This window comes from Micromonospora humi, from assembly GCF_900090105.1.
Lineage (GTDB): Bacteria > Actinomycetota > Actinomycetes > Mycobacteriales > Micromonosporaceae > Micromonospora > Micromonospora humi.
On the sequence record NZ_FMDM01000023.1, the window covers coordinates 58261 to 82591 of the forward strand.

Annotated in this window: 22 protein-coding genes; 9 read left to right on the plus strand and 13 right to left on the minus strand. The window is 72.9% G+C overall.

Features of this window, described 5'->3' with window-relative positions:
* Window positions 1-20: 20 nt before the first annotated feature.
* Entirely contained in the window at window positions 21-1688 is a 1668-nt protein-coding gene (locus tag GA0070213_RS29510) for a right-handed parallel beta-helix repeat-containing protein (protein WP_091071883.1), read from the plus strand.
* A 9-nt stretch (window positions 1689-1697) separates the two neighbouring features.
* Here the strand turns inward: GA0070213_RS29510 and GA0070213_RS29515 are convergent, their stop codons facing one another.
* Entirely contained in the window at window positions 1698-2411 is a 714-nt protein-coding gene (locus GA0070213_RS29515; protein WP_091071886.1) for a CPBP family intramembrane glutamic endopeptidase, read from the minus strand.
* Window positions 2412-2472: 61 nt separating this feature from the next.
* On the opposite strand from GA0070213_RS29515, the gene GA0070213_RS29520 reads away from it, so the two are divergent.
* Window positions 2473-3081 (plus strand): TetR/AcrR family transcriptional regulator, encoded by a 609-nt coding sequence (locus GA0070213_RS29520; protein WP_091071888.1) that lies wholly within the window; start codon window positions 2473-2475, stop codon window positions 3079-3081.
* Window positions 3082-3512: 431 nt separating this feature from the next.
* Here the strand turns inward: GA0070213_RS29520 and GA0070213_RS29525 are convergent, their stop codons facing one another.
* The 3 genes from GA0070213_RS29525 to GA0070213_RS29535 form a co-directional block, all read right to left on the minus strand.
* Entirely contained in the window at window positions 3513-4430 is a 918-nt protein-coding gene (locus GA0070213_RS29525; protein ID WP_091071890.1) for an ATP-grasp domain-containing protein, read from the minus strand.
* A 15-nt stretch (window positions 4431-4445) separates the two neighbouring features.
* Entirely contained in the window at window positions 4446-4778 is a 333-nt protein-coding gene (locus GA0070213_RS29530; RefSeq protein ID WP_091071894.1) for a hypothetical protein, read from the minus strand.
* A 234-nt stretch (window positions 4779-5012) separates the two neighbouring features.
* Window positions 5013-5972, minus strand: a complete 960-nt coding sequence (locus GA0070213_RS29535; RefSeq protein ID WP_091071897.1) for a heme o synthase — start codon at window positions 5970-5972, stop codon at window positions 5013-5015.
* A 262-nt stretch (window positions 5973-6234) separates the two neighbouring features.
* On the opposite strand from GA0070213_RS29535, the gene tkt reads away from it, so the two are divergent.
* The 6 genes from tkt to pgl all read left to right on the plus strand — a co-directional run bounded on the left by tkt (window position 6235) and on the right by pgl (window position 14762).
* A complete protein-coding gene (gene tkt / locus GA0070213_RS29540) occupies window positions 6235-8373 on the plus strand; it encodes a transketolase (RefSeq protein ID WP_091071898.1) in 2139 nt (712 codons plus the stop codon).
* Between the two features lie 16 nt (window positions 8374-8389).
* Entirely contained in the window at window positions 8390-9568 is a 1179-nt protein-coding gene (tal, locus tag GA0070213_RS29545; protein WP_091071939.1) for a transaldolase, read from the plus strand.
* A 196-nt stretch (window positions 9569-9764) separates the two neighbouring features.
* A complete protein-coding gene (locus tag GA0070213_RS29550) occupies window positions 9765-11330 on the plus strand; it encodes a glucose-6-phosphate isomerase (RefSeq protein WP_091071902.1) in 1566 nt (521 codons plus the stop codon).
* Window positions 11331-11380: 50 nt separating this feature from the next.
* Window positions 11381-12895: a glucose-6-phosphate dehydrogenase gene (gene zwf / locus GA0070213_RS29555; RefSeq protein WP_091071905.1), complete on the plus strand. Its 1515-nt coding sequence runs from the start codon at window positions 11381-11383 to the stop codon at window positions 12893-12895.
* Window positions 12896-12926: 31 nt separating this feature from the next.
* Entirely contained in the window at window positions 12927-13943 is a 1017-nt protein-coding gene (locus GA0070213_RS29560) for a glucose-6-phosphate dehydrogenase assembly protein OpcA (protein WP_091071907.1), read from the plus strand.
* 48 nt (window positions 13944-13991) lie between these two features.
* Window positions 13992-14762: a 6-phosphogluconolactonase gene (gene pgl, locus GA0070213_RS29565; protein ID WP_091071909.1), complete on the plus strand. Its 771-nt coding sequence runs from the start codon at window positions 13992-13994 to the stop codon at window positions 14760-14762.
* Window positions 14763-14819: 57 nt separating this feature from the next.
* Here pgl and GA0070213_RS29570 read toward each other — a convergent pair whose 3' ends face one another.
* The 8 genes from GA0070213_RS29570 to rapZ all read right to left on the minus strand — a co-directional run bounded on the left by GA0070213_RS29570 (window position 14820) and on the right by rapZ (window position 21851).
* A complete protein-coding gene (locus GA0070213_RS29570) occupies window positions 14820-15164 on the minus strand; it encodes an RNA polymerase-binding protein RbpA (RefSeq protein ID WP_091071912.1) in 345 nt (114 codons plus the stop codon).
* Between the two features lie 128 nt (window positions 15165-15292).
* Window positions 15293-15553, minus strand: a complete 261-nt coding sequence (gene secG / locus GA0070213_RS29575) for a preprotein translocase subunit SecG (protein WP_091071914.1) — start codon at window positions 15551-15553, stop codon at window positions 15293-15295.
* A gap of 95 nt (window positions 15554-15648) precedes the next feature.
* Window positions 15649-16440 carry a triose-phosphate isomerase gene (tpiA, locus tag GA0070213_RS29580; protein ID WP_091071917.1) on the minus strand — a complete coding sequence of 264 codons (792 nt, stop codon included), beginning with the start codon at window positions 16438-16440 and terminating at the stop codon, window positions 15649-15651.
* Window positions 16441-17640 carry a phosphoglycerate kinase gene (locus GA0070213_RS29585; protein ID WP_091071920.1) on the minus strand — a complete coding sequence of 400 codons (1200 nt, stop codon included), beginning with the start codon at window positions 17638-17640 and terminating at the stop codon, window positions 16441-16443.
* Entirely contained in the window at window positions 17637-18641 is a 1005-nt protein-coding gene (gap, locus tag GA0070213_RS29590; RefSeq protein WP_091071923.1) for a type I glyceraldehyde-3-phosphate dehydrogenase, read from the minus strand. The genes GA0070213_RS29585 and gap overlap by 4 nt, the downstream gene beginning before the upstream one ends.
* Before the next feature lie 267 nt (window positions 18642-18908).
* On the minus strand, window positions 18909-19889 hold the full coding sequence (gene whiA, locus GA0070213_RS29595) for a DNA-binding protein WhiA (protein ID WP_018788213.1): 981 nt from the start codon (window positions 19887-19889) through the stop codon (window positions 18909-18911).
* A gap of 55 nt (window positions 19890-19944) precedes the next feature.
* Window positions 19945-20946: a gluconeogenesis factor YvcK family protein gene (locus GA0070213_RS29600; RefSeq protein ID WP_091071925.1), complete on the minus strand. Its 1002-nt coding sequence runs from the start codon at window positions 20944-20946 to the stop codon at window positions 19945-19947.
* Window positions 20943-21851, minus strand: coding sequence for an RNase adapter RapZ (gene rapZ, locus GA0070213_RS29605; protein ID WP_091071943.1), 909 nt, complete (start codon window positions 21849-21851; stop codon window positions 20943-20945). The genes GA0070213_RS29600 and rapZ overlap by 4 nt, the downstream gene beginning before the upstream one ends.
* Window positions 21852-22077: 226 nt before the next feature.
* Between rapZ and recQ the strand changes: the two genes are divergently transcribed.
* Window positions 22078-23919: a DNA helicase RecQ gene (recQ, locus tag GA0070213_RS29610; protein WP_091071928.1), complete on the plus strand. Its 1842-nt coding sequence runs from the start codon at window positions 22078-22080 to the stop codon at window positions 23917-23919.
* Between the two features lie 51 nt (window positions 23920-23970).
* Here the strand turns inward: recQ and GA0070213_RS29615 are convergent.
* On the minus strand, window positions 23971-24331 hold a 361-nt coding region (locus GA0070213_RS29615), incomplete at its 5' end, for a C39 family peptidase (RefSeq protein WP_175441553.1).

Consider the following 24331-nt stretch of genomic DNA (forward strand, 5'->3'; position numbering starts at 1 on the left):
ACGCCCGAGGGGAGCTCCCGGTGTCGCGCAAGGGCCTTGCCACGTCCACCCCGCAGCGGCTCACCCCGGTGGCCGGCGCGCCGCTGTGGTGCGACGCCCGCGAGCACGGCCTCACCGGCGACGGGGTGACCAACGACCAGCCGGCCCTGGCGGCGCTGGTGGACCGCCTCGGCGCCGGCTACGACGCCGACGGCCGGGCCCGGGTGATCTACTGCCCGCCGGGCCTCTACTCGATCCGCGACGCCGGCACGGTCTGGCGCAGCGGGGTCTCGCTGATCGGCGCCGGCTCGGCGGCCACCCGGTTCCTGCTCAGCAACGAGGGCAATCGCGCCGATCCGGTGCCGCTGGCCTACTGGACCACCGTCCAGCACGGCGCGGACCGGGACCGGCACATCACCGACTGCACGTTCGCCGACTTCGAGATCGACGGCTCCGGCGTGGCCCAGACCGCCTACGACTACCTGGCCAAGGGCCTCGGCCTGCAGTACGTCGTGCGCGGCGTGTTCCGCAACCTCTACATCCACCACACCGGCGCGACCGGCCTCGGCTGCGACTTCCTCCAGGACACCCTGATCGACGGCGTGGTCGTGGTGGGCTGCGGCCGACTGGACAACGGCCAGCAGATGGGCGGCGCGGGGATCGGCGTCGGCGTCGGCGGCTGGGGCGACGTGGAGCGCCTCACCATCGCCAACTGCACCACGGTCGGCAACGGCACCAACGGGATCTTCCTGGAGCTGCAGAAGGACTACTGGACGCCGCCGCGCGGCATCCGCATCGTCGCCTGCCACAGCCAGGCCAACCGGTTCGGCATCTCGGACTGGGGCGCGGACGGGCTGATCGTCTCCGGCTGCACCATGACGAGCAACCTGGAGGCCGGCTTCGACGTGTCGGCCAACGGCACCGCGGGGATCGCCGGGCGCGGCGGACTGCTCACCGGGAACGTGATCGACTGCAACGTCGGCGACGGGATCAGCATGGGCAACACGCCCGGTCCGTACGCGGTGCAGGGCAACCGGATCAGCCGCAACGGCGGGTACGGCTACCACGAGCACGACCTCGGCCACGGCTACCGGGGCGCCGCCGCGGACGTGGTGATCCAGGACAACGACATCCGGGAGAACGCGCTGGACGGCATCCGGATCGACCGGCCGATGCTGGACGCGTCGATCGTCGGCAACCGGATCCGCGACAACGGACGCCGGTCCGCGCCGGCCCACCGGGGCTCCGGCGACGCGGTGCGCTTCGGTCCGCGCGAGGTCAGCGACGGCGCGGCGGACTGGCCGGCGAGCGGGCACCGGGGCAAGGTCGTCCGGGTCGACACCCGGGACGCCGTGGTCGCCGAGAACACCGCCGACCAGCTCTTCCTGGCCGAGGTACGCCCCGACGGCGCCACCGCCTGGAACGAGGCGACGCCGGCCCCCGGCTCGGCGTACGAGCTGCCGGACGGGCCGGCGGCCTGCGCCGGGATCACCGTGGCGGCCCCGTTCGACTCGGCCACGGTGCGCGGCAACCGGATCTGGCACCGGGACGCCGACACGCAGGAGTACGGCATCTGGATCACCGAGGCGGGAAGCTGCGTGTCGTGCGCGGTCGAGGACAACGACCTCGCCGGGTCGACGGCCGCGCTGCGACTGGACACCCCGCCGATCGGCGGTCGCTGGGACCGCAACCACACCGACCGGGACTGACCCGGCGTCTCAGCCGGCCTCGGCGGCGAACGCGAGCACGATCAGGCTGCCGTTGCTGACCGCGTGGGCGACGATCGGCACCCAGAGGTTGCGGTAGCGGTGCAGCAGCCAGGCGAAGAGCAGCCCGGCGAGCAGCGCGCTGACGGTGTTGAAGACGCGGGGCAGGTGGGCCACCGCGAAGAAGGACGCCGACAGCACGACCGCGGCCACGGCGGGCATCCGCGCCGCGAGCCCCTGGTAGAACACGCCCCGGTAGAGGATCTCCTCGTAGAGCGGGGACAGCACCGCGCCGAAGACGAACGCGAACGCGAACTGGGCGAGCAGGCTCCCGGCCGGGTGACCGCCCTCGCCACCGCCGCCCTCGACCAGCGCGGCGGGCAGGGCCACCAGCAGGACGAGCGTGCCGACGGCCTTCACCATGCCCCAGCCGACGCCCACCGCGACCTGGCGACGCGCGGGGCGGTGGAGCCTGAGCGGCCCGACCAGGGTGCCGAAGCGGTGGTGGACGACGGCGAGGCCGACCGCGAGCTGGGTGCCGTTGATCAGGACCCAGGCGATGCTCGACGACGCCATCTCGGACAGGCCCAGCGCGGCGGGGCCACGGGCGAGAAAGTCCGCCACCGCGGAGTTGGCCAGCCCGATCCCCACGGCGAACACGAGGACCAGGTCGAGCCAGCTGAACCGGCGGGCGTCGGTGGCGTGGTCAGCTCGGGCGTCGATCATGCGGTCAAGATTAGGTCGCTGACCTATATCGGTCAAATGACCGACCATCTATGATCGCAGCGTGCCCAAACTAGTGGACCACGAGGAACGGCGACGGCATCTCGGCGCCGCCGCCTGTGTCGTGCTGGCGCGCGCCGGCTCGGTGGGCATGACGGTGCGGGCCGTCGCCGCCGAGGCCGGGATGGCCCTCGCCACCGCCCAGCACTACCTGCCGACGCGGGAACGCATGGTCCGGGCGGCCATCGACCACCTGGCCGCCCGGGTGGTGCGGCGGGCCCGCGCGATCCCCGCCGACCCGGTCACCGCCGGGGTGATCCGGCAGGCCGCCCGGGAACTCGTCCCGCTGGACGCCGAGCGCGCCTTCGAGGCCCGGGTCTGGCTCGTCCTCACCGCCGAGGCGCTCGTCGACGACCAGGTCGCCGCGCTGCTGGCGGAGAGCGAAGCCGAACTCCGGGCGAACCTCGAACGCCTGCTCGCGCTCGGCCGCGCCGGCGGCACCATCGATGCCCGGATAGACCCGCGGGTCGAGGCCACCGCGCTGGTCACACTCCTGGACGGCATCACGGTACGGGTGCTGACCACCGGCCTGGACCCCGCCGACGCCGGCGCGGAGATCGACAGGCACCTCGCCCGGCTCACCCCGCGGACCGCGGCCCGGCCCGTCGACTGACGAACGGGCCGCCGAGCCGGGTCACCGGCGCGGGCCCGGCCGGCCGCTCAGGCGCCTGAGGCACACCGGGCGTCCCACCCGGTGATCGCCGGAAGGAACGCCACGACTGCCGCGCGCGCACGACACACCCATGCCGTTCCACCCACGGCCTCGACCGACGGCGAGTGGAACGCGATGGGTGTCCGCGCCGGCCCGAGACACCCATGACGTTCCACCCACCATGTGAACGGACGACGAGTGGAACGCCATGGGTGTCTGCCGGGGGCGCGACAGACCCGTGGTGCTCCCGCTTGCCGCGAGCGGGATGGCGCTCCGACCGGGGGCGGCGACTTACGCCAGCGGCCGGACCGGGGCGGGCAGCGCCTGAGCGGGGCAGGCAGCGCCTGAGCGGGGCAGGCAGCGCCTGAGCGGGGCAGGCAGCGCCTGAGCGGTCAGGGGCGGCGGGGTAGGTGGGCGAGGATCGCCTCGGCGAGCCGGTCCGGTGCGCCGTCGGCGTGGCCGACGAACAGGCTCGGCTCGGTCAGCTCCAGCTCGACCAGCACGGGTGATCCGTCCGGGCCGGGGATCAGGTCGACCCGGGCGTAAAGCAACCGGTCGACGCCACCCGGGACGGCGGACAGCACCTTCTCGGCGACCGTCAGCTGCTCGTCGGTGGCGGTGCGGAAGTCGATCCGCTCCTCCTTGTAGAGCGCGGCCTCGCCCAGGTCCGGGCCGGTCAGCATCGGCCCCTTGCGAATCGCGTGGCTGAACGCCAGGCCGTCGGGGCCGGCCAGGAAGAGCAACGCCGTCTCGCCGGCGGTGTCCACCGCGTCGAGGTAGGGCTGGACCATCGTCACCCGGCCGGCGTCGCCGAGCCGTCGCACGTGCGCCGACGCCAACGCCCGGTGCTCCGGGTCGGCCAGGTCGTAGCGCCCGGTGTCCTGGCTGCCGGCGCTGACCGCCGGCTTGAGCACGTGTTCGCCGCTCGGCGGCGGCGCCCAGCGCTCCCCCGGCGCGACCCAAATCGTCGGCACGGTGGGCACCCCTGCAGCGGAGAGCTCGGCCAGGTAGCGCTTGTCGGTGTTCCAGGCGACCACGTCGGCCGGATTGACCAGCGCCGGCACGGTGCGCGCCCAGGCGACGAACTCGTCCCGGCGCAGGGCGTAGTCCCAGGGTGAGCGGAGCACGACCAGGTCGAAGCCGGACCAGTCGACGGCCGGGTCGTCCCAGACCGCGATCTCGGCGGCGACACCGCGGGCCGCGAGCGGATCGAGCGCGAGCCGGTCGTCCGGGTCGAGGTCGGGCAGGGCGGCACAGGTGACGAGAGCGACCCGGGGTCTCCCCCGGGTCGGCTGGTGGTGGTCGGTCATGCGGTTATCTGTATGTCAACGGGCCATCGTGCGCCGGGCCATCGACCGCCACAGGTCGTTGCTCGGACGCATCTGGTCCATCAGCTCACGCTCCCAGGCGTTCTCGACGTCGACTCCGGCCGTGGCGCAGGCCTGCCGTGCGACGACGGTGTCGTCGGCGAACTGGTCCGCCCACGCCCCGTCGGAACCCACGAGCACGATCCGCGCGCCCCGCTTGCCGACGTACTCGATGACCGCCTTGGCGCCGCCGTGCCCGGCGGCGAACGACTTGATGCCCGCGACCAGGCCGTTGGGGGCCTGCTCACCGGACTTGTCAGCCGTCAGCGTCGTATCGGAACCATCTGCCATGACGCGAAGCCTAAGCAGACTTCCACCCGGATGTGCGAGAACGATGAACTGAATGTGATGCCAATTACCCACCGGTTTAAGAAGAACCACAGGTAATTTGCCCGGATTTGTCGCTTAAAAAGGGATGGAACGGGCGGCTCGGATCGTCACGCTCTGTCCAGGTTGATCCCCTGCGGTGGACCCGAAAAAAACTTCTGATGAACCGCCTCACGTGCGCGGACGCGGACGTGACGGTCAGATCAGCGCGTCGAGGGCGACCGCGGCGAACAGGATGGTGAGGTAGGTGGTCGACCAGTGGAAGAGCCGCATCGGCTTGATCGCCTCGCCACGCGTCGCGCGCCGGCACAGCTTGTGCGCCTCGACCACGAAGATCCCGCCGACGACAAGCGCGGTCACGCCGTAGAGCGGGCTCATGCCGAGCGGCCAGACCGCCAGCGACGACAGCAGCGTCAGCCAGGAGAAGCCGATGATCTCCGCGTTGACCCGCCGGACGGAGGCCACCACCGGCAGCATCGGGATGCCGGCCCGGGCGTAGTCGTCCTTGTACTTGATGGCCAGCGCGTAGAAGTGCGGCATCTGCCAGAAGAAGACCACCGCGAACAGGCCCCAGGCGGCCGGCGCGAGCGAGCCGGTGACCGCGGCCCAGCCGATCAGCACCGGCGCCGCGCCACAGGCGCCGCCCCAGAACGTGTTGGCGGCCGTGGTCCGCTTCAACCAGAGCGTGTAGACCAGGTCGTAGTAGGCGATCGCGGCCAGCGTCAGGCCGGCCGCCAGCCAGTTGGTGGTCGCCGCCATCAGCGCCACCGACACCGCCGCCAGCACCAGCCCGAAGACCAGGGCGTTGCGCGGCGACACGGTGTGCGCCGGCAGCGGGCGGCGCTTGGTGCGCCGCATCAACTGGTCGATGTCGCGGTCGATGTAGCAGTTGAGGACGCTCGCCGCGCCGGCCGCGAGCGAGCCGCCGACCAGCACCACGGCCACCAGCCACAGCGACGGCATGCCGCCGTCCGCGAGCATCATCGCCGGCACGGTGGTGACCAGCAGCAGCTCGACGATCCGGGGTTTGGTCAGCGCGACGTAGGCGGCCACCACGGCCCGCACGTCCCGCCGGCCGGTCGCCGGCGCCTCCGCCACCGTGGCCACCGGCGACGCCCCGGCAGGATTGCTGACCGGGCGCTCGGTGATCATGCTCACGGATTGCCACCTTCCGGCTTCGGCAGGGGAGGTCGTCGGCCCGGACCCGAGCCGGGTCCACACACCGCCCCACACACTACGCGTCGTCGTTTTGGCTGCCCCGCAGACCCGGCAACGGTGCGGGCCGTCACACCGGGGGTTGAACGCCCGGCCGGGACGGAAACGTACAAGTCAGCATGCCGAGATCCCCGGGCACACGTTTAGTGGCGCTCGATAGGGTCATCAGTGAGGGTTCCGCCCATCTGCCGAGGAGCACATCAACGTGGCTGCGAAACGACCCGAGCTTCCCGCTCTCAACTGGTCCGACCTCGACCGCAGGGCCGTCGACACGGTCCGCGTGCTGGCCATGGACGCCGTGGAGAAATCCGGCAACGGCCACCCGGGCACGGCGATGAGCCTCGCCCCGGCGGCCTACCTTCTCTTCAACCGGGTCATGCGGCACAACCCGACCGACCCGAACTGGCCCGGCCGGGACCGGTTCGTGCTGTCCGCCGGGCACTCCAGCCTGACCCTCTACATCCAGCTCTTCCTCTCCGGCTACCCGCTGGCCCTGGACGACCTCAAGGCGCTGCGCCAGTGGGGCTCGCTCACCCCGGGTCACCCGGAGCACGGCCACACCCCGGGCGTGGAGACCACCACCGGCCCGCTCGGCCAGGGGCTCGGCAACGCGGTCGGCATGGCCATGGCGGCCCGCCGCGAGCGGGGTCTGTTCGACCCCGAGCCGGACCGCGCCGACTCGCCGTTCCGGCACGACATCTGGTGCATCGCCTCCGACGGCGACATCGAGGAGGGCATCACCCACGAGGTGAGCGCGCTCGCCGGCCACCAGCAGCTCGGCAACCTCTGCGTGATCTACGACGACAACGAGATCTCGATCGAGGACGACACCCGGATCGCCAAGAGCGAGGACGTGGCGGCCCGCTACGAGGCGTACGGCTGGCACGTGCAGACCGTCGACTGGCGCACCGGCGACGCCGACCAGGGTGACTACCACGAGGACGTGGAGGCGCTCTACCAGGCGCTGCTGGCCGCCAAGGCGGAGACCGGGCGGCCGTCGTTCGTCGCGCTGCGCACCATCATCGGCTGGCCCGCGCCGAACAAGCAGAACACCGGCAAGATCCACGGCTCGGCACTGGGCGCGGACGAGGTCAAGGCCACCAAGGAGATCCTCGGCTTCGACCCGCAGCGCACCTTCGAGGTCGACGAGGAGGTGCTCGAGCACGCCCGCCAGGTGATCGGGCGCGGCGCCGAGGCGCAGGCCGAGTGGGACAAGGGGTTCGACGCCTGGGCGAAGGCCAACCCGGAGCGCAAGGCGCTGTGGGACCGGATGGCCACCCGTACGCTGCCGACCGGCTGGACCGACGCGCTGCCGACCTTCCCGGCGGACCCCAAGGGCGTCGCCACCCGGGCCGCCTCCGGCAAGGTCCTGGAGGCGCTCGCCCCGGTGCTGCCCGAGCTGTGGGGCGGCTCGGCCGACCTGGCCGAGAGCAACAACACCACCATGAAGGGCGAGCCGTCGTTCGTCCCGTCCGGGCACGCCACCAAGGACTTCCCGGGCGACGAGTACGGCCGCACGCTGCACTTCGGCATCCGTGAGCACGGCATGGGCTCGATCCTCAACGGCATCGCCCTGCACGGCGGCACCCGCCCCTACGGCGGCACGTTCCTGGTGTTCAGCGACTACATGCGCCCGTCGGTGCGGCTCGCCGCGCTGATGAAGCTGCCGGTGACCTACGTCTGGACGCACGACTCGATCGGCCTCGGCGAGGACGGCCCGACCCACCAGCCGATCGAGCACCTGACCGCGCTGCGGGCCATCCCGGGCCTGGACGTGGTCCGCCCGGCCGACGCCAACGAGACCGCCTGGGCGTGGCGGCAGGCGCTGGAGCACACCGACCGGCCGACCGCGCTGGCGCTGAGCCGGCAGGCGCTGCCGACGATCGACCGCAGCGAGTTCGGCCCCGCCGAGGGCACCGCCAAGGGCGGCTACGTGCTGGCCGAGGCGTCCAACGGCAAGCCGCAGGTGATCATCGTCGGCACCGGCTCCGAGGTGCAGCTCTGCCTCACCGCCCGGGAGCGGCTGGAGGCCGACGGCACCCCCACCCGGGTGGTGTCCATGCCGTGCCAGGAATGGTTCTTCGCGCAGGACGAGGCGTACCGGGAGTCGGTGCTGCCGCGCGGGGTAAAGGCACGGGTGAGCGTGGAGGCGGGCATCGCGATGTCGTGGCGGGCGATCGTCGGCGACAGCGGCGAGTGCGTGAGCATCGAGCACTACGGCGCGAGCGCGCCCTACACCGTGCTCTTCGAGCAGTTCGGGTTCACCCCCGACCGGATCGTGGCCGCCGCGCACGCGGCGCTGACCCGGGTGGGCGACATCACCGGTTTCACGACCGGCAACTGAGGGGAGCGTGGACGGCATGACGGACAGGCTGAGCGAGCTCCAGAACGCCGGGGTGGCGATCTGGCTCGACGATCTTTCCCGGGTACGACTGACCTCCGGCGGGCTGGACAAGCTGCGCCGGGAGAGCCACGTGGCCGGGGTGACCACCAACCCGACGATCTTCGCCAAGGCGCTGAGCGACGCCGACGAGTACGACTGGCAGCTCCGTGACCTCGCCACCCGCGACGTGGACGTGGAGGAGGCGGTCCGCATGCTCACCACGTACGACGTGCGGTGGGCCTGCGACGTGATGCGTCCCTCCTACGACGCCAGCGACGGCGTGGACGGCCGGGTCTCGATCGAGGTGGACCCGCGCTCGGCGCACGACGCGGACAAGACCGCCGCCGAGGCCAAGGCGCTGTGGTGGCTGGTGGACCGGCCGAACCTCTTCATCAAGATCCCGGCGACCGAGGAGGGCCTGCCGGCGATCACGAAGACGCTCGCCGAGGGGATCAGCGTGAACGTCACGCTGATCTTCGGGCTGGACCGCTACTCGCAGGTGATGGACGCGTTCCTGGCCGGCCTGGAGCAGGCGCAGGCCAACGGGCACGACCTGTCCAAGATCGGCTCGGTGGCCTCGTTCTTCGTCTCCCGGGTCGACAGCGAGGTCGACAAGCGGCTGGAGAAGATCGGCTCGGACCAGGCCAAGGCGCTGCGCGGCAAGGCCGCGGTCGCCAACGCCCGGCTGGCGTACGAGCGCTACGGCGAGGTGTTCTCCTCCGAGCGGTGGCAGAAGCTGGCCGACGCGGGCGCCCACCCGCAGCGGCCGCTGTGGGCCTCCACCTCGACGAAGAACCCGGACTACCGGGACGTCATCTACGTCGAGGAGCTGATCGCCCCCGGCACGGTCAACACCATGCCGGAGCCGGTCATCCACGCCTACGCCGACCACGGCGAGACCCGGGCCGACACGATCACCGGCGCGTACGACGACGCGCGCCAGGCCTTCGCCGACCTGGAGTCGGTGGGCGTGGACCTGGCCGACGTGATCGCCACCCTGGAGCGCGAGGGCGTGGAGAAGTTCGAGGCGAGCTGGCTGGAACTGCTGGAGGGGGTCAAGAAGTCCCTCGCCGAGGCGGCCAAGGGCGCCGACAGCCCGCACCGGGCCGCCGAGGGCAACGCGCAGAACGCCCAGCAGGCCGGCGGGAACGCGTGACGGACGGCGTGCGACGCGTCCCGGGGCGCTGCCCCGGGGCGCGTCCCGCCGTACCGTGGAGCCGGTGAGGTGAGTGCCGTGAGCGCGAGGAGTGAGCCGGGTCTGCGAGCCCCGCAGTCGCGAACCGAGGTGGCGCCGTGAGCGCGAGGAGTGAGCCGGTTCTGCGAGCCCCGCAGTCGCGAGCCGAGGTGGCGCCGTGAGCGACCTGCTGGCGGGGCCGGCGGACATCGCCGCCGGCCTGGCCGTGCACGGCGCGGACGCGGTGGACCGCTCCGCGCGTGCCGGGCTGGTCGCCCGGGACGTGCCCGCGCGCCTGGCCGCCCAGGACCCCACCCTCTGGGGCGCCGACGCCGAGGCGGCGGCCCGCGGCCGGCTGGGCTGGGTCGACACCCACTGCCGCAGCCGGGACCTCCTCCCCCAGCTCGCCGAGTTGGCCGCCGAGCTGGGCGACCTCGACCACGTGGTGCTCGCCGGCACCGGCGGGGTCACACTGGCCGCCGAGGTGATCGCCGGATGCCTGGGCCGGCCGCTGACCGTGCTCGACTCGGCCGATCCCGGTCCGGTCCGGGCGGCCCTGGCCGACCGTCCGGCGCGTACCGTGCTGGTGCTCGCCGGACCGTCCGGCCTCGACCCGACCACCGATGCCCACCTGCGGGTCTGGCGGCAGGAGTGGCAGGACGCCGGGCCGGAGGCGGACCGGCACGTCGTGGTGGTCGCCCCGCCCGGCTCGGAGCTGGCGGCGCTCGCCGACGAGTTGGGCGCCGTGCTGATCCCGACCGACCCGGAGGTGGCCGGGCCGTGGTCCGCGCTCACCGCGTTCGGTCTGGTCCCGGCGGCGCTCGCCGGCGCGCCGGTCACCGAACTGCTGGACGAGGCCGCGGCGCTCGCCGACGCGCTCGACCGGGAGCGGGACAATCCCGCTCTCGCGCTCGGCGCGGCGCTGGGCGCGGCCGCCGCCGGCGGGCGGTCCACCGTGGCGCTGGTGCCCGACGGCACCGGCCTCGACGGGCTGCGGCACTGGGCCGGCGCGCTGCTCGGCGCGGCGACCGGCGGGCGGGTGCTGCCGCTCGCCGCGGAGTCGCCGGACGCGCCGGGCGCCACCGGCCCGGGCGTGCTGACGATCGGGATCGGCGGCGCGCTGGCGCCGGGTGTGACGCCCGGCGTGGCCGCCGACGTGGCGGTCAACGGGCCGCTCGGCGCGCAGTTCCTCACCTGGTCCTACGCCGCCGCGACCGCCGCCGCGGCGCTGCGGGTCGACCCGTTCGCGGAGCCGGCGGCCGCCTCGACGGACGCACCGGCGGACCCGCCGCCCTCGTCGGTGGACGGCGCGGTCGAGGTGTACGCACCAACCGGCGCCCCCGCCGACCTGGCCGGCGCGCTGCGCTGGCTCGTCGACGGGCTGGGCCCCGACGAGCACCTCGCCGTGACCGCCCACCTGGACCGGTTCGCCGACGCGGCTGCGGCCGGGCTGCGCCCGCTGCTGGCGCGCGGCACCGGGCGGCCGGTGACCTTCGGGTGGGGACCCCGCCACCCGAGCCACACCGACGGGCGCGCCCGGCACCTGCAGATCACCGGTGCGGTCACCGATGATCTGGCGGTGCCCGGACGCCCGTACACCTTCGCGGAACTCCAGGCGGCCCAGGCCGCCGGCGACCGGTGGGCCCTGGCCGGCCGGGAGCGACCGGTGCTGCGACTGCACCTGACCGAGCGGGCGGCGGGCGTCGCCCAACTGCTGGATACGGCCGGACGGACACGTACGTGACGATCAATGACCTGGAATCAGTGGACCCAGATGCAGGAGGAGGTGGCCCGGTGAACCCGCTGCGCGACCCGCAGGACCGGCGGCTGCCGCGGATCCCCGAGCCGTGCGCCTTGGTGATCTTCGGGGTCACCGGGGACCTGTCCCGCAAGAAGCTGCTGCCGGCGGTCTACGACCTGGCCAACCGGGGGCTCCTGCCGCCCGGCTTCGTGGTCCTCGGCTTCGCCCGCCGCGACTGGGGCGACGGCGACTTCGAGTCGCTGGCGCACGACGCGGCCAAGAAGCACGCCCGCACCCCGTGGCGGGAGGAGGTCTGGGCGCGGCTCGTCGGCAACATCAAGTTCGTCGGCGGCTCGTTCGACGACGACGCCGCCTTCGACCACCTCGCCACCACGCTCGACGAGCTGCGGGAGACGCACGGCATCGCCGGCAACGCCGCGTTCTACTTCTCCATCCCCCCGGCGGCCTTCCCGGTGGTGCTCAAGCAGCTCGCCCGCACCGGCATGGCGGACAACGAGAAGTCCGGCGGCTGGCGGCGGGTGGTGGTGGAGAAGCCGTTCGGCAACGACCTGCCCTCGGCCAAGGCGCTCAACGACCTGGTCGACGACGTCTTCACCAGCCAGGACGTCTTCCGGATCGACCACTACCTGGGCAAGGAGACGGTCCAGAACATCCTGGCGCTGCGGTTCGCCAACAACCTGTTCGAGCCGCTGTGGAACTCCAAGTACGTCGACTCGGTGCAGATCACCATGGCGGAGGACGTCGGCATCGGCACCCGGGCGGCGTTCTACGACTCGGTCGGCACCGCCCGTGACGTGCTCCAGAACCACCTGCTCCAGCTGCTCGCCCTGGTCGCGATGGAGGAGCCGACGAGCTTCGACGCCGACGAGATCCGGGCCGAGAAGCTCAAGGTGCTCAAGGCGATCGCCGTGCCCCGGGACGTCGCCCGGGACACCGTGCGCGGCCAGTACCTGCCCGGCTGGGTGGGCGGCGAACGCGCCAAGGGCTACCTGGAGGAGGAGGACGTCCCTGCGGACTCCACCACCGAGACGTACGTGGCGGTGAAGCTGGCCATCCAGAACCGGCGCTGGGCCGGGGTGCCGTTCTACATCCGGGCCGGCAAGCGGCTGCCTCGACGGGTCACCGAGGTGGCCATCATGTTCAAGAAGGCGCCGCACCTGCCGTTCAACCCGGCCGACATGGAGTCGCTCGGCTCCAACCAGCTCGTCATCCGGGTGCAGCCGGACGAGGGCGTGGTGCTGAAGTTCGGCTCCAAGGTGCCGGGCACCACCATGGAGGTCCGCGACATCGCGATGGACTTCCAGTACGGCGAGGCGTTCACCGAGTCCAGCCCCGAGGCGTACGAGCGGCTGGTGCTGGACGTGCTCATCGGCGACCGCACGCTGTTCCCGGACGCCGCCGAGGTGGAGCAGAGCTGGCAGGTGGTGGACCCGCTGGAGCACGCCTGGGAGGGCACGAAGCCGGAGCCGTACCGGGCCGGCGAGTGGGGCCCCCGGGCCGCCGACGAGATGCTGGCCGCCGAGGGCCGGGCTTGGCGGAGAGCGTGAGCGAGCAGAGCGAGCGAACCAGGAGACTCCATTGATCGGGTTGTGGGACACCACCGGCAACGAGGTGGTCAAGGCGCTGGCCGCGGAGCGGCGCAGCGCGGGCGGGGTGGCCAGCGGCATGGCGCTCACCCTGATCGTCGTGGTGGACGAGAAGCGGGTCCGGGAGGCGGAGGCGGCGGCCACCATCGCCGCCGCCGCGCACCCGTGCCGGCTGCTCGTGGTGGTCCGCTCCGAGGTCGAGCGGGACCGCAACCGGTTGGACGCGGAGATCGTCGTGGGCGGCCGGCTCGGCCCGTGCGAGGCGGTGGTCACCCGGATGTACGGCCGGCTGGCGCTGCACGCCGAGTCCGTGGTGATGCCGCTGCTGGTGCCGGACGTGCCGGTGGTGACCTGGTGGCACGGTGAACCGCCGGCCGAGATCGCCACCGACTTCCTCGGCGTGGTCGCCGACCGGCGGATCACCGACTCGGCGCAGGCCGCCGACCCGATCGCCGCGCTGCGGGAGCGGGCCTGCGACTACGCGCCGGGCGACACCGACCTGGCCTGGACCCGGATCACCCCGTGGCGCACGCTCGTCGCCGGCGCGTTCGACACCACCCAGGCCCGGGTCACCGAGGCGACGGTGGTGGCGCCGCGCACCGACCCGACGGCGGCGCTGATGTGCGGCTGGCTGAGCGCCCGGCTGGGCATCGAGCCGGTCTGGGAGCACACCGACGAGTTCCCGCGGATGCGCGAGGTGCAGTTGCGCTGCGCCAACGGCGACGAGCTGACGCTGACCCGGGACGACAGCGTCGCGGTGTTCCGGCGTACCGGGCAGGAGGACCGGACGCTGCCGCTGGTCCGCCGGCCGCTCGGCGACGAGCTGGCCGAGGAGCTGCGCCGCCTCGACGCCGACCAGGTGTACGCCGAGGCGCTCGGCGCGACGGCCGGGCTGACCGGCCTGGACCAGCGCGCGCCGCAGCGGGTGCACGTGTGGAAGGATCCGGCGACCGCCCAGCGGGCCGAGGCCGGCGTGACAGCGCACGCGGGCGCCACCGCCAACGAGTGACCACCCGCACCGGGCGGTCGGACGCACAGAGACACGAGGGCACGACGGATGACTGAGGCGAGTGTCGCCGTACACGCCGACCCCGACCTGCTGGCGCAGGCGGTGGCGGCCCGGCTGGTGGTGAAGCTGCTCGACGCGCAGGCCGAGCGCGGTCAGGCGTCGGTGGTGCTGACCGGCGGGCGGATCGCCGCGGCGGTCTACCGGGCGATCGGCCAGTTGCCCGCCCGGGACGCGGTGGACTGGTCCCGGGTCGACGTCTGGTGGGGCGACGAGCGGTTCCTGCCCTCCGGCGACCCGGAGCGCAACGAGACCCAGGCCCGGGCGGCGCTGCTGGACGCGGTGCCGCTGGACCCGGCCCGGGTGCACCCGATGCCGGCGTCCGACGGCCCGGCCGGCGACGACCCGGAGGCGGCCGCCGCCGGGTACGCGCGGGAGCTGGCCGCCGCGGCCAGGCCGGGCACCGCGGCCCTGCCCCACTTCGACGTGCTGATGCTCGGCGTCGGCGAGGACGGGCACGTGGCGTCGGTGTTCCCGGAGCACCCGGTGCACCACGACAACCGGCCGGTCAGCGCGGTGCGGGGCAGCCCGAAGCCGCCGCCGGTGCGCACCACGCTGACCCTGCCGGCGATCAACACGGCCGAGGAGGTGTGGCTGGTCGCCGCCGGGGCGGACAAGGCCCGGGCGGTGGGCATGGCGCTGGCCGGGGCCGGGCCGGTGCAACTACCGGCGGCCGGGGTGCGCGGCGTCTCCCGCACCCTCTGGCTGCTCGACCGCGCCGCCGCGGCCGACGTCCCGCCACGCTCCCGCAGCCTGAGGTGAGAGGAGGGGGCCCCGCTCAACGCTTTCGGTAGCGGCGGGGCCCCTTCTTCACACCGCTCAGGCGCGACCTCGACGCCGGCGCAGCGCCGCGAGGGCCTCGGCGAGCAGCGCTTCCCCCTCCTCCGGGGTGCGCCGCTCCTGCACGTACGCCAGGTGGGTCTTGTAGGGCTCGGCGCGCTGCCGGCCCGGCGGGTTGCCCGGTTCGGGGCCGGCCGGCTCCCCGCAGCGGGGGCAGTCCCACGTCGCCGGGGTCTCGGCCTCGGCGGCGATCAGGAACTCGACCCGGTGCTCGTGGCGGCACCAGTAGACGACCGGCCGTCGTGGCGCCGGCTCGGTGCGCTGGTCGAAACGCTCGGGGGCGGACCCGATCCGGGTGCCGCGGATGACGTTGTTGCTGGGCACGGTTGCTCGCTCCCTGTCGTCGGAGGGGACCGCCGCCGGGAGGGGTCGGCGACGGGCGACGGGCGGAGAAACAAAACTGCGCGCGGTCCGTGACGGACCGCGCGCAGATTGTACGCTTCAGCGCTCGCTCAGGTGGTGCTGCTCATCTGGAGCCGGAGCCAGAGCCCCAGCCCGACGATGCACGCGAACCAGACGATCCCCACCAGAACGGTGTAGCGGTCGAGGTTCTTCTCGGCCACCGAGGAACCGGCCAGGCTGGAGCTGACGCCGCCGCCGAACATGCTCGACAACCCGCCGCCCTTACCGCGGTGCAGGAGGATCAGCAGGACGAGCAGCACGCTGGTGATGACCAACAGCGTGATCATCGTGTAGGCGAACCAGATCGGCATGGCGGGGGTCAGTCCTCTCGTTACGATCACTGCCCGGACCTGTCGGGCACGGCGGCACCGACCGTTGGACGGGCAGCGTCAAGGATAGCGAGCGATCAGCGGGCCGTGTGCTCCGGGAACCGACAGATCTGCGCGAACTCCTCCGCGTCCAGGCTCGCGCCCCCCACCAGGGCCCCGTCCACGTCCGGCTGGGCCATGATCGCGGCGACGTTCGACGCCTTGACCGACCCGCCGTAGAGGATCCGGACCTGCCCGGCGGTGGTCTCGTCGTAGGTCTCCACGAGCCGCTTGCGCACCTCGACGCAGACCTCCTGCGCGTCCTCCGGGGTCGCCGTCTTGCCGGTGCCGATCGCCCAGACCGGCTCGTACGCCACGACGACCTTGGTCACCTGCTCGGCGGTGAGCCCCTTCAGCGCGCCGTCGAGCTGGTCGCAGCAGTGCGGAACCTGCTTGAGCTGCTCCCGGATCTCCAGGCCCTCACCGATGCACAGGATCGGGGTGAGCCCGTTCGCCAGCGCCGCCGCCACCTTCGCGTTGACCAGCGCGTCGTCCTCGTAGTGGTACTGCCGCCGCTCGGAGTGGCCGACCACCACGTAGCCGCAGCCCAGCTTCGCCAGCATCGGCCCGGCGATGTCGCCGGTGTAGGCGCCCGAGGCGAACGGCGACAGGTCCTGCGCGCCGTAGCCGATCAGCAGCTTGTCGCCGTCCACCGCGGTCTGCACGGTACGCAGGTCGGTGAAGGGCGGCAGCACCACGCACTCGACGTCGGTGAGCTGCTTCTCGTTGAGGCTCGCCGCCAGCTTCTGCACCAGCAGGTTGGCCTCGAGGTGGTTCAGGTTCATCTTCCAGTTGCCGGCCATCAGCGGCCGGCGGGGGGTGCTCGCCATTCAGTTCTCCAGAGCCGCGATGCCGGGGAGGGTCTTGCCCTCCAGGTATTCCAGGGACGCGCCACCACCGGTGGAGATGTGCCCGAACGAGGACTCGTCCAGACCCAGGGCCCGCACCGCCGCCGCCGAGTCGCCGCCGCCGACCACGCTGAACGCGTCGGCCTTGGTGATCGCCTCGGCCACCCCACGGGTGCCGTTGGCGAACGCCGCCATCTCGAACACGCCCATCGGGCCGTTCCAGAAGATCGTCTTCGCCTGGGACAGCACGGCGGCGAAGCCGGCCACCGTCTCCGGGCCGATGTCCAGGCCCAGCCGGTGGCTCGGGATGCCGTCGGCCGGCACCGTGTCGTGCGCGGCGTCCGGGGCGAAGGCGTCCGCGGCCACCACGTCGACCGGGAGCATGATCTTGCCCCGCGCGCGTTCCAGCAGGTTGCGGCAGGTCTCGACCATCTCCTCCTCCAGCAGCGAGGTGCCCACCTCGTGGCCCTGGGCCTTGAGGAAGGTGAAGCACATCCCGCCACCGATGAGCAGCCGGTCGACGGTGGGCAGCAGCGCCTCGATCACGGCCAGCTTGTCGGAGACCTTCGAGCCGCCCAGCACCACCACGTACGGCCGCTCGGGCTCGCCGGTGAGCTTGCTGAGCACCTCGACCTCGCGCAGCACCAGCCGGCCGGCCACGTGCGGCAGCCGCGCCGGCACGTCGTGCACGCTGGCGTGCTTGCGGTGCACCGCGCCGAAGGCGTCGTCGACGTACGCGTCACCGAGGGCGGCGAGCTGGTCGGCGAAGGCGCCCCGCTCGGCGTCGTCCTTGCTGGTCTCGCCCTTGTTGAAACGCAGGTTCTCCAGCAGCGCGACCTGGCCGTCGGCCAGCTCGGCCACGGTGGACCGTGCCGAGTCGCCGACGGTGTCCTCGGCGAAGTGCACCGGGGCGCCGAGCAGCTCACCGAGCCGCCCGGCGACCGGGCGGAGGCTGAACTGCGGATCCGGCGCGCCCTTCGGCCGGCCCAGGTGCGAGCAGACGACCACCTTGGCGCCGGCCTGCACCAGCGCGCTCAGCGTCGGCAGCACCGCCCGGATGCGCCCGTCGTCGGTGATGTCACCGGTCTGCTTGTCGAGCGGGACGTTCAGGTCGGCGCGCACCAGCACGCGCCGACCCGACACCCCCTCGGCGAGCAGGTCGTCGAGGTCGCGGATGCTCACAGCGACGAACCGACCAGCTTGACCAGGTCGACGAGGCGGTTGGAGTAGCCCCACTCGTTGTCGTACCAGCCGACGACCTTGACCTGGTTGCCGATCACCTTGGTCAGCGGCGCGTCGAAGATGCACGACGCCGGGTCGGTGACGATGTCGGCGGAGACGATCGGGTCCTCGTTGTAGACCAGGATGCCCTTGAGCGGGCCCTCGGCGGCGGCCTTGATCGCGGCGTTGACCTCGTCCACGGTGGTCTCCCGGCCGACCTCGACGGTCAGGTCGGTGGCCGAGCCGGTCGGGATCGGCACCCGCAGCGCGTAGCCGTCCAGCTTGCCCTTCAGCTCCGGAAGCACCAGGCCGATGGCCTTCGCGGCGCCGGTCGAGGTCGGCACGATGTTGAGCGCGGCGGCCCGGGCCCGGCGCAGGTCCTTGTGCGGCGCGTCCTGCAGGTTCTGGTCCTGCGTGTACGCGTGGATGGTGGTCATCAGACCCTTGGTGATGCCGAACGTGTCCTGCAGGACCTTCGCCATCGGGGCGAGGCAGTTGGTGGTGCAGGAGGCGTTCGAGATGATGTTGTGCGTGGCCGGGTCGTACTGGTCCTGGTTGACGCCCATCACCACCGTGACGTCCTCGTTCTTCGCCGGCGCGGAGATGATGACCTTCTTGGCCCCGCCGTCGATGTGCGCCTTCGCCTTGCCCCCGTCGGTGAAGAACCCGGTGGACTCGATGACGACGTCGACGCCGAGGTCGCCCCACGGCAGCTTGCCGGGGTCCTTCTCCTCGAACACCTTGATGGCCTTGCCGCCCACGGTGATCTCGTCGGCGCTGGCCTTCACCTCGTGCGGGAGGCGGCCCAGGATGCTGTCGTACTTGACAAGGTGGGCGAGCGTCGCGTTGTCGGTCAGGTCGTTGACCGCGACGATCTCGATGTCAGCGCCGGACGCCAGCACTGCCCGGAAGAAGTTACGGCCGATCCGGCCGAAGCCGTTGATGCCAACCCGGATGGTCACAGGTCCCATCTCCTCGCGTTCTGGTCCGCCGGCGTGAGAGCCCGGCCGGCGGAGATGTGTTCGCCGACCGTTGGAGCCGGCCGTCGTCGGTTCATCTCGGCCACCCCGCCGCGCGGTCCGTGGGGACCTGACCGCCCGAGGCGGTGAGGACGGTACGGGGTGCCTGTGCCGGCCCCCTTGCCGTACGCAGCGACCCTATCCGAGCGCGCGGCGGCGCGCTGCGCCGGGTGGTGATCCCGGTCGCGCGACGTCGCCCCTCGCGTCCTATCAGACCACGAGCATGTCGGGCGTGACTGCCGCTTCGGTATCCGGGATGCCGAGGTCGCGGGCCCGCTTGTCGGCGAGCGCGAGCAGCCGGCGGATCCGCCCGGCGATGGCGTCCTTGGTCAGCGGCGGCTCGGCGAGCGCGCCCAGCTCCTCCAGCGAGGCCTGCCGGTGCTCCAGCCGCAGCCGCCCGGCCGAGGTCAGGTGGTTGGGCGCGTCGTCGGCGAGGATCTCCAGCGCCCGGGTCACCCGGGCCGCGGCGGCCACCGCCGCGCGCGCCGAGCGACGCAGGTTGGCGTCGTCGAAGTTGGCCAGTCGGTTGGCGGTGGCGCGCACCTCCCGGCGGACCCGACGCTCCTCCCAGGCCAGCACGCTGGAGTGCGCGCCGATCCGGGTGAGCAGCGCGGCGATCGCGTCGCCGTCCTTCACCACCACCCGGTCCACGCCGCGCACCTCACGGTTCTTGGCGGTGATGCCGATCCGCCGGGCGGCGCCGACCAGCGCGAGCGCCGACTCCGGCCCCGGGCAGGTGATCTCCAGCGCGCTGGAGCGGCCCGGCTCGGTCAGCGAGCCGTGCGCCATGAACGCGCCCCGCCACGCGGAGACCGCGCAGCAGACGTTGGCGGCCACCACGTGGGGCGGCAGGCCCCGCACCGGGCGACCCCGCACGTCCAGCAGGCCGGTCTGCCGGGCGAGCGCCTCGCCGTCCTTGACCACCCGCACGATGAAGTGGCTGCCCTTGCGCAGGCCGCCGGAGGCGAGCACGTGGATCTCGCTCGGATAGCCGTAGACCTCGGCGATCTCCCGCCGCAGCCGGCGGGCCACCGCGCCGGTGTCCAGCTCCGCCTCGACCACGACGCGACCCGACACGATGTGCAGGCCGCCGGCGAAGCGGAGCAGGGCGGCCATCTCCGCCCGGCGACAGCAGGGCTTGGGCACGTCGACCCGACTCAGCTCGTCCTTGACCGCAGCCGTCATCGCCATTCCAGCGCCCCCTCACGGACCGGTTCCGGCGTGTCGCCGGTGATTACGTACGTGTCTAACGATCGGCGCCCAGGACAGGCACCAGTGCGGCGCCCAGGGCGGCCGGATCATGACGGGGCGTGCCGTCGGTGACGGCGACGGGGGCGAGGACCAGCCGGGCACCCAGCGATTCTGCCGCACGTTCGACCGCCGCGGGGTCACCCACCGCCGTGGAGTCGGCCAGCACCATGTCCACCTTCAGCTCGGGCAGATAGCGCCGCAGGGTGTCCAGATGGTCGGGCAGGGACAGCCCGGACGTCTCCTTCTCGGCCACCAGGTTCAACGTCACCAGCCGGCGCGCCGGGCTGGAGACGATCGCGTCGGCCAGGCCGGGCACCAGCAGGTGCGGCAGCACGCTGGTGTACCAGCTGCCCGGCCCGAAGATCAGCCAGTCGGCGGCGCGTACCGCGGTCACCGCCTCGGCGCACGCGGCCGGCGCGGCCGGGGTGAGCCGCAGCGACTCCACGATGCCCGAGGTGATCGCCACCTGGTGCTGCCCGCGCAGCGTGCGCACGTCGTCCGGGCGGGCCGGGTCGGCGCCGCGGACCTGGGCCTCGATCCCCACCGGCTGGCGGGACATCGGCAGCACCCGACCGACCGCGCCGAGCATCGCCCCGGCGTGGTCGAGCGCCGCCACCGGGTCGCCGAGCAGCTCGGTCAGCCCGTGCAGCAGCAGGTTGCCCACCGCGTGGCCGACCAGCGGGTCACCCACGCCGCCGCCGGCCGGCGAGCCGGGTGTCGGCGCGGGCGTGGCGGCGGCGAAGCGGTGCTGGAACAGCGCCGCGCTGCGCCGGGTCGCCGGATGGTCACCGGAGAGCGCGACCAGCGCCTGCCGCAGGTCGCCCGGGGGCAGGCCGCCGCGCTCGGCGCGCAGCCGCCCGCTGGAGCCGCCGTCGTCGCCGACCGTGACCACCGCGGTGATGTCCAGGTCGAGTCCGGGTACGCAGTGCCGCAGCGCCCGCAGGGACGCCGAGAGGCCGTGGCCGCCGCCGAACGCGACCACCCTGATCGGGGTCACTCCCGCCCCAGGTCCCGGTGCTGCGGGTTGGCGGCGATGCCGGAGGCGCGCAGCCGGACGGCCAACTCCTCGGCGATCGCGACGCTGCGGTGCTTGCCGCCGGTGCAGCCGACCGCCACCGTCAGGTAGCGCTTGCCCTCCCGCTCGAAGCCGGCGGTGGTGGCGTTGACCAGGTCGGCGTAGCCGGCGACGAACGCGTCGGCGCCCTCCTGGCCCAGCACGTACGCGCTGACCGCCTCCTCGCGTCCGGTGTGCTCGCGCAGCTCCGGCACCCAGTACGGGTTGGGCAGGAACCGGGCGTCCATCACGAAGTCGGCGTCCGGCGGGAGGCCGTACTTGAAGCCGAACGACAGCACGGTGATCCGCAGCCGGCGGGCGTCCTCGCCGCCGAACAGCTCCTCCACCCGCCGGCGCAGCTGGTTGACGTTCAGGTGGCTGGTGTCGATGATCACGTCGGCCTGGTCCCGGGCCTCCTCCAGCAGCGCCCGCTCGACCGCGATGCCGTCGGCCAGCCGCCCGTCGCCCTGCAACGGGTGCGAGCGACGCACGCTCTCGAACCGGCGGATCAGCACCTCGTCGTCGGCGTCGACGAAGACCACCCGGGGCTGGAAGCCACGCTCGCGCAGCTCCCGGATCGCACCGGCCAGGTCGGTGGAGAAGGCGCGCGAGCGCACGTCCAGCACCATCGCCGTACGCCGGGCCGCGCCGCCGGCCTTGAACGCCAGCTCGGCCATGTCCAGCAGGAGCGCCTGGGGGAGGTTGTCGACCACGTAGTAGCCGACGTTCTCCAGCGCCCGGGCCACCGTGCTGCGCCCACCGCCGGAGAGGCCGGTCACCACCACCAGGGACGTCTCCGCCTCCGCCGGCGCCGGTCGCCCCACCCCGGTCTCCGCGTCGGTCGGCACCAGGTCTCCCGCCGTTCGCGCCTCGCTCACCCGCTACCCCCAGCCGTGGCGCCGCGGCCGATCGGCCGCGCATGGTCAGTCGCCGACTCTAACGGCTGCGACCCCGCCCGGGATTCCACGGGGTGACCTCCGGAACAGCCGGTTGCCCGTTTCGTCGGGGTCCCGGACCGCGCCACGCGCCCGCTCGGGGCGGGGCGTCGTCGGCGGGCGCTCGTAGACTGCGCGGATGGTCTCCCCCACCGAGCAGCGGACCGACGGCGCGCTGGACGTGCTGCGCCGGGTCTTCGGCTACGACGCCTTCCGCGGCGTCCAGCAGGACATCATCGAGCACGTGGTGGCCGGCGGCGACGCGCTGGTGCTCATGCCCACCGGCGGCGGCAAGTCACTCTGCTACCAGATCCCCGCGCTGGTCCGCGACGGCGTGGCGGTGGTCGTCTCGCCGCTGATCGCGCTCATGCAGGACCAGGTCGACGCGCTCACCGCGGTGGGCGTGCGGGCCGGGTTCCTCAACTCGACCCAGGAGCCCGCCGAGCGGCGCCGGGTCGAGGCGGCCTACCTCGCCGGCGACCTCGACCTGCTCTACCTCGCGCCGGAAGGGCTGGCCGTGCGGTCCACCCTCGGCCTGCTGGAACGCGGAAAGATCGGCCTGTTCGCGATCGACGAGGCGCACTGCGTGTCCCAGTGGGGGCACGACTTCCGCCCCGACTACCTCAACCTGTCGATGCTGCACGAGCGCTGGCCGCAGGTGCCGCGGATCGCGCTGACCGCCACCGCGACGCGGGCCACCCGCACCGAGATCGCCACCCGCCTCCAGCTCACCGAGGCCCGGCACTTCGTGGCCAGCTTCGACCGACCCAACATCCAGTACCGGATCGTGCCCAAGCGGGAGCCACGCCGGCAGTTGCTGAGCCTGCTGCGCGACGAGCACCCGGGCGACGCCGGCATCGTCTACTGCCTCTCCCGGGCCTCGGTGGAGAAGACCGCCGAGTTCCTGGTCGCCAACGGCATCCCGGCGCTGCCCTACCACGCCGGCCTGGACGCGGGCACCCGCGCCCGCAACCAGCAGCGCTTCCTGCGCGAGGACGGGCTGGTCATGGTGGCCACCATCGCGTTCGGCATGGGCATCGACAAGCCCGACGTACGCTTCGTCGCCCACCTCGACCTGCCCAAGTCGGTGGAGGGTTACTACCAGGAGACCGGTCGCGCCGGGCGCGACGGGCTGCCGTCCACGGCCTGGCTGGCGTACGGGCTCCAGGACGTGGTGCAGCAACGCAAGATGATCGAGACGTCGGAGGGCGACCTGGCGCACCGGCGCAATCTCGCCGCCCACCTCGACGCGATGCTGGCGCTCTGCGAGACGGTCCGCTGCCGCCGTGCCCAACTGCTCGAATACTTCGGCGAGACCGGCGCGGCCAACTGCGGCAACTGCGACACCTGCCTCGACCCGCCGGAGTCCTGGGACGGCACGGTCGCGGCGCAGAAGCTGCTCTCCACCGTCTACCGGCTCGACCGGGAACGCAACCAGCGGTTCGGCGCCGGGCACAGCATCGACATCCTGCTCGGCAAGCACACCGACAAGATCGACCAGCACGGCCACGACGCGCTGAGCACGTTCGGCATCGGCACCGAACTGCGCGACGTCGAGTGGCGCGGGGTGGTGCGGCAACTACTCGCCGAGGGCCTGCTCGCCGTCGAGGGCGACTACGGCACGCTGGCGCTGACCGAGGCCAGCGCCGACGTGCTCGGTCGGCGGCGCACGGTCACGCTGCGCAAGGAGCCGGAACGGCCGCTGTCGGGGCGGGCCGCGAAGCCACGCGGGTCGGCCACCGTCGTGGCCGACCTCTCCCCCGCCGCCGGCGGCGTCTTCGAGCGGCTGCGCGCCTGGCGGGCGGCGACCGCCAAGGAGCAGGGCGTACCGGCGTACGTGATCTTCCACGACGCGACGCTGCGCCAGATCGCCGCGGAACCGCCGACGTCGCTGGCCGAGCTGTCCCGCTTCAGCGGCGTGGGCGAGAACAAGCTCGCCAAGTACGGCGAGGGGATCCTCGCCGTACTCGCCGAGGGCTGACGACAGGGCCCGACCCCTGGTGGGGTCGGGCCCGGTGCGGGTGTCGGCGGGTCAGCTGGTGCTGTAGCCGCGGGTGGCGATCCAGTCGGCGAGGTTGTCGACGGTGATGCGGTAGGAGGCCTGGTCGGGGTTGGCGCTGTCGGCGATGGTGACGGTGTGGCCGTCGTCCTGGTAGCCGACGACGCTGATGTAGTGGCCGCCTTCGAAGGAGTGGGTGGTGCCGTCGGTGTCGGTGGTGGTGCCGGCGATGTTGGCGACCACGGCGCGGCCGTCGTCGACGGTGCGCACGATGTCGGCGCGCAGGGTGTCGGTCTGCTTGTCGTCGGCCTTGGGGCTGCGGATCTCGACGGACTTGTAGGGCTTGCCGGTCTCCTTGTGCAGCACGGGGGTGATGTCGTTGATGCTGTTGGTG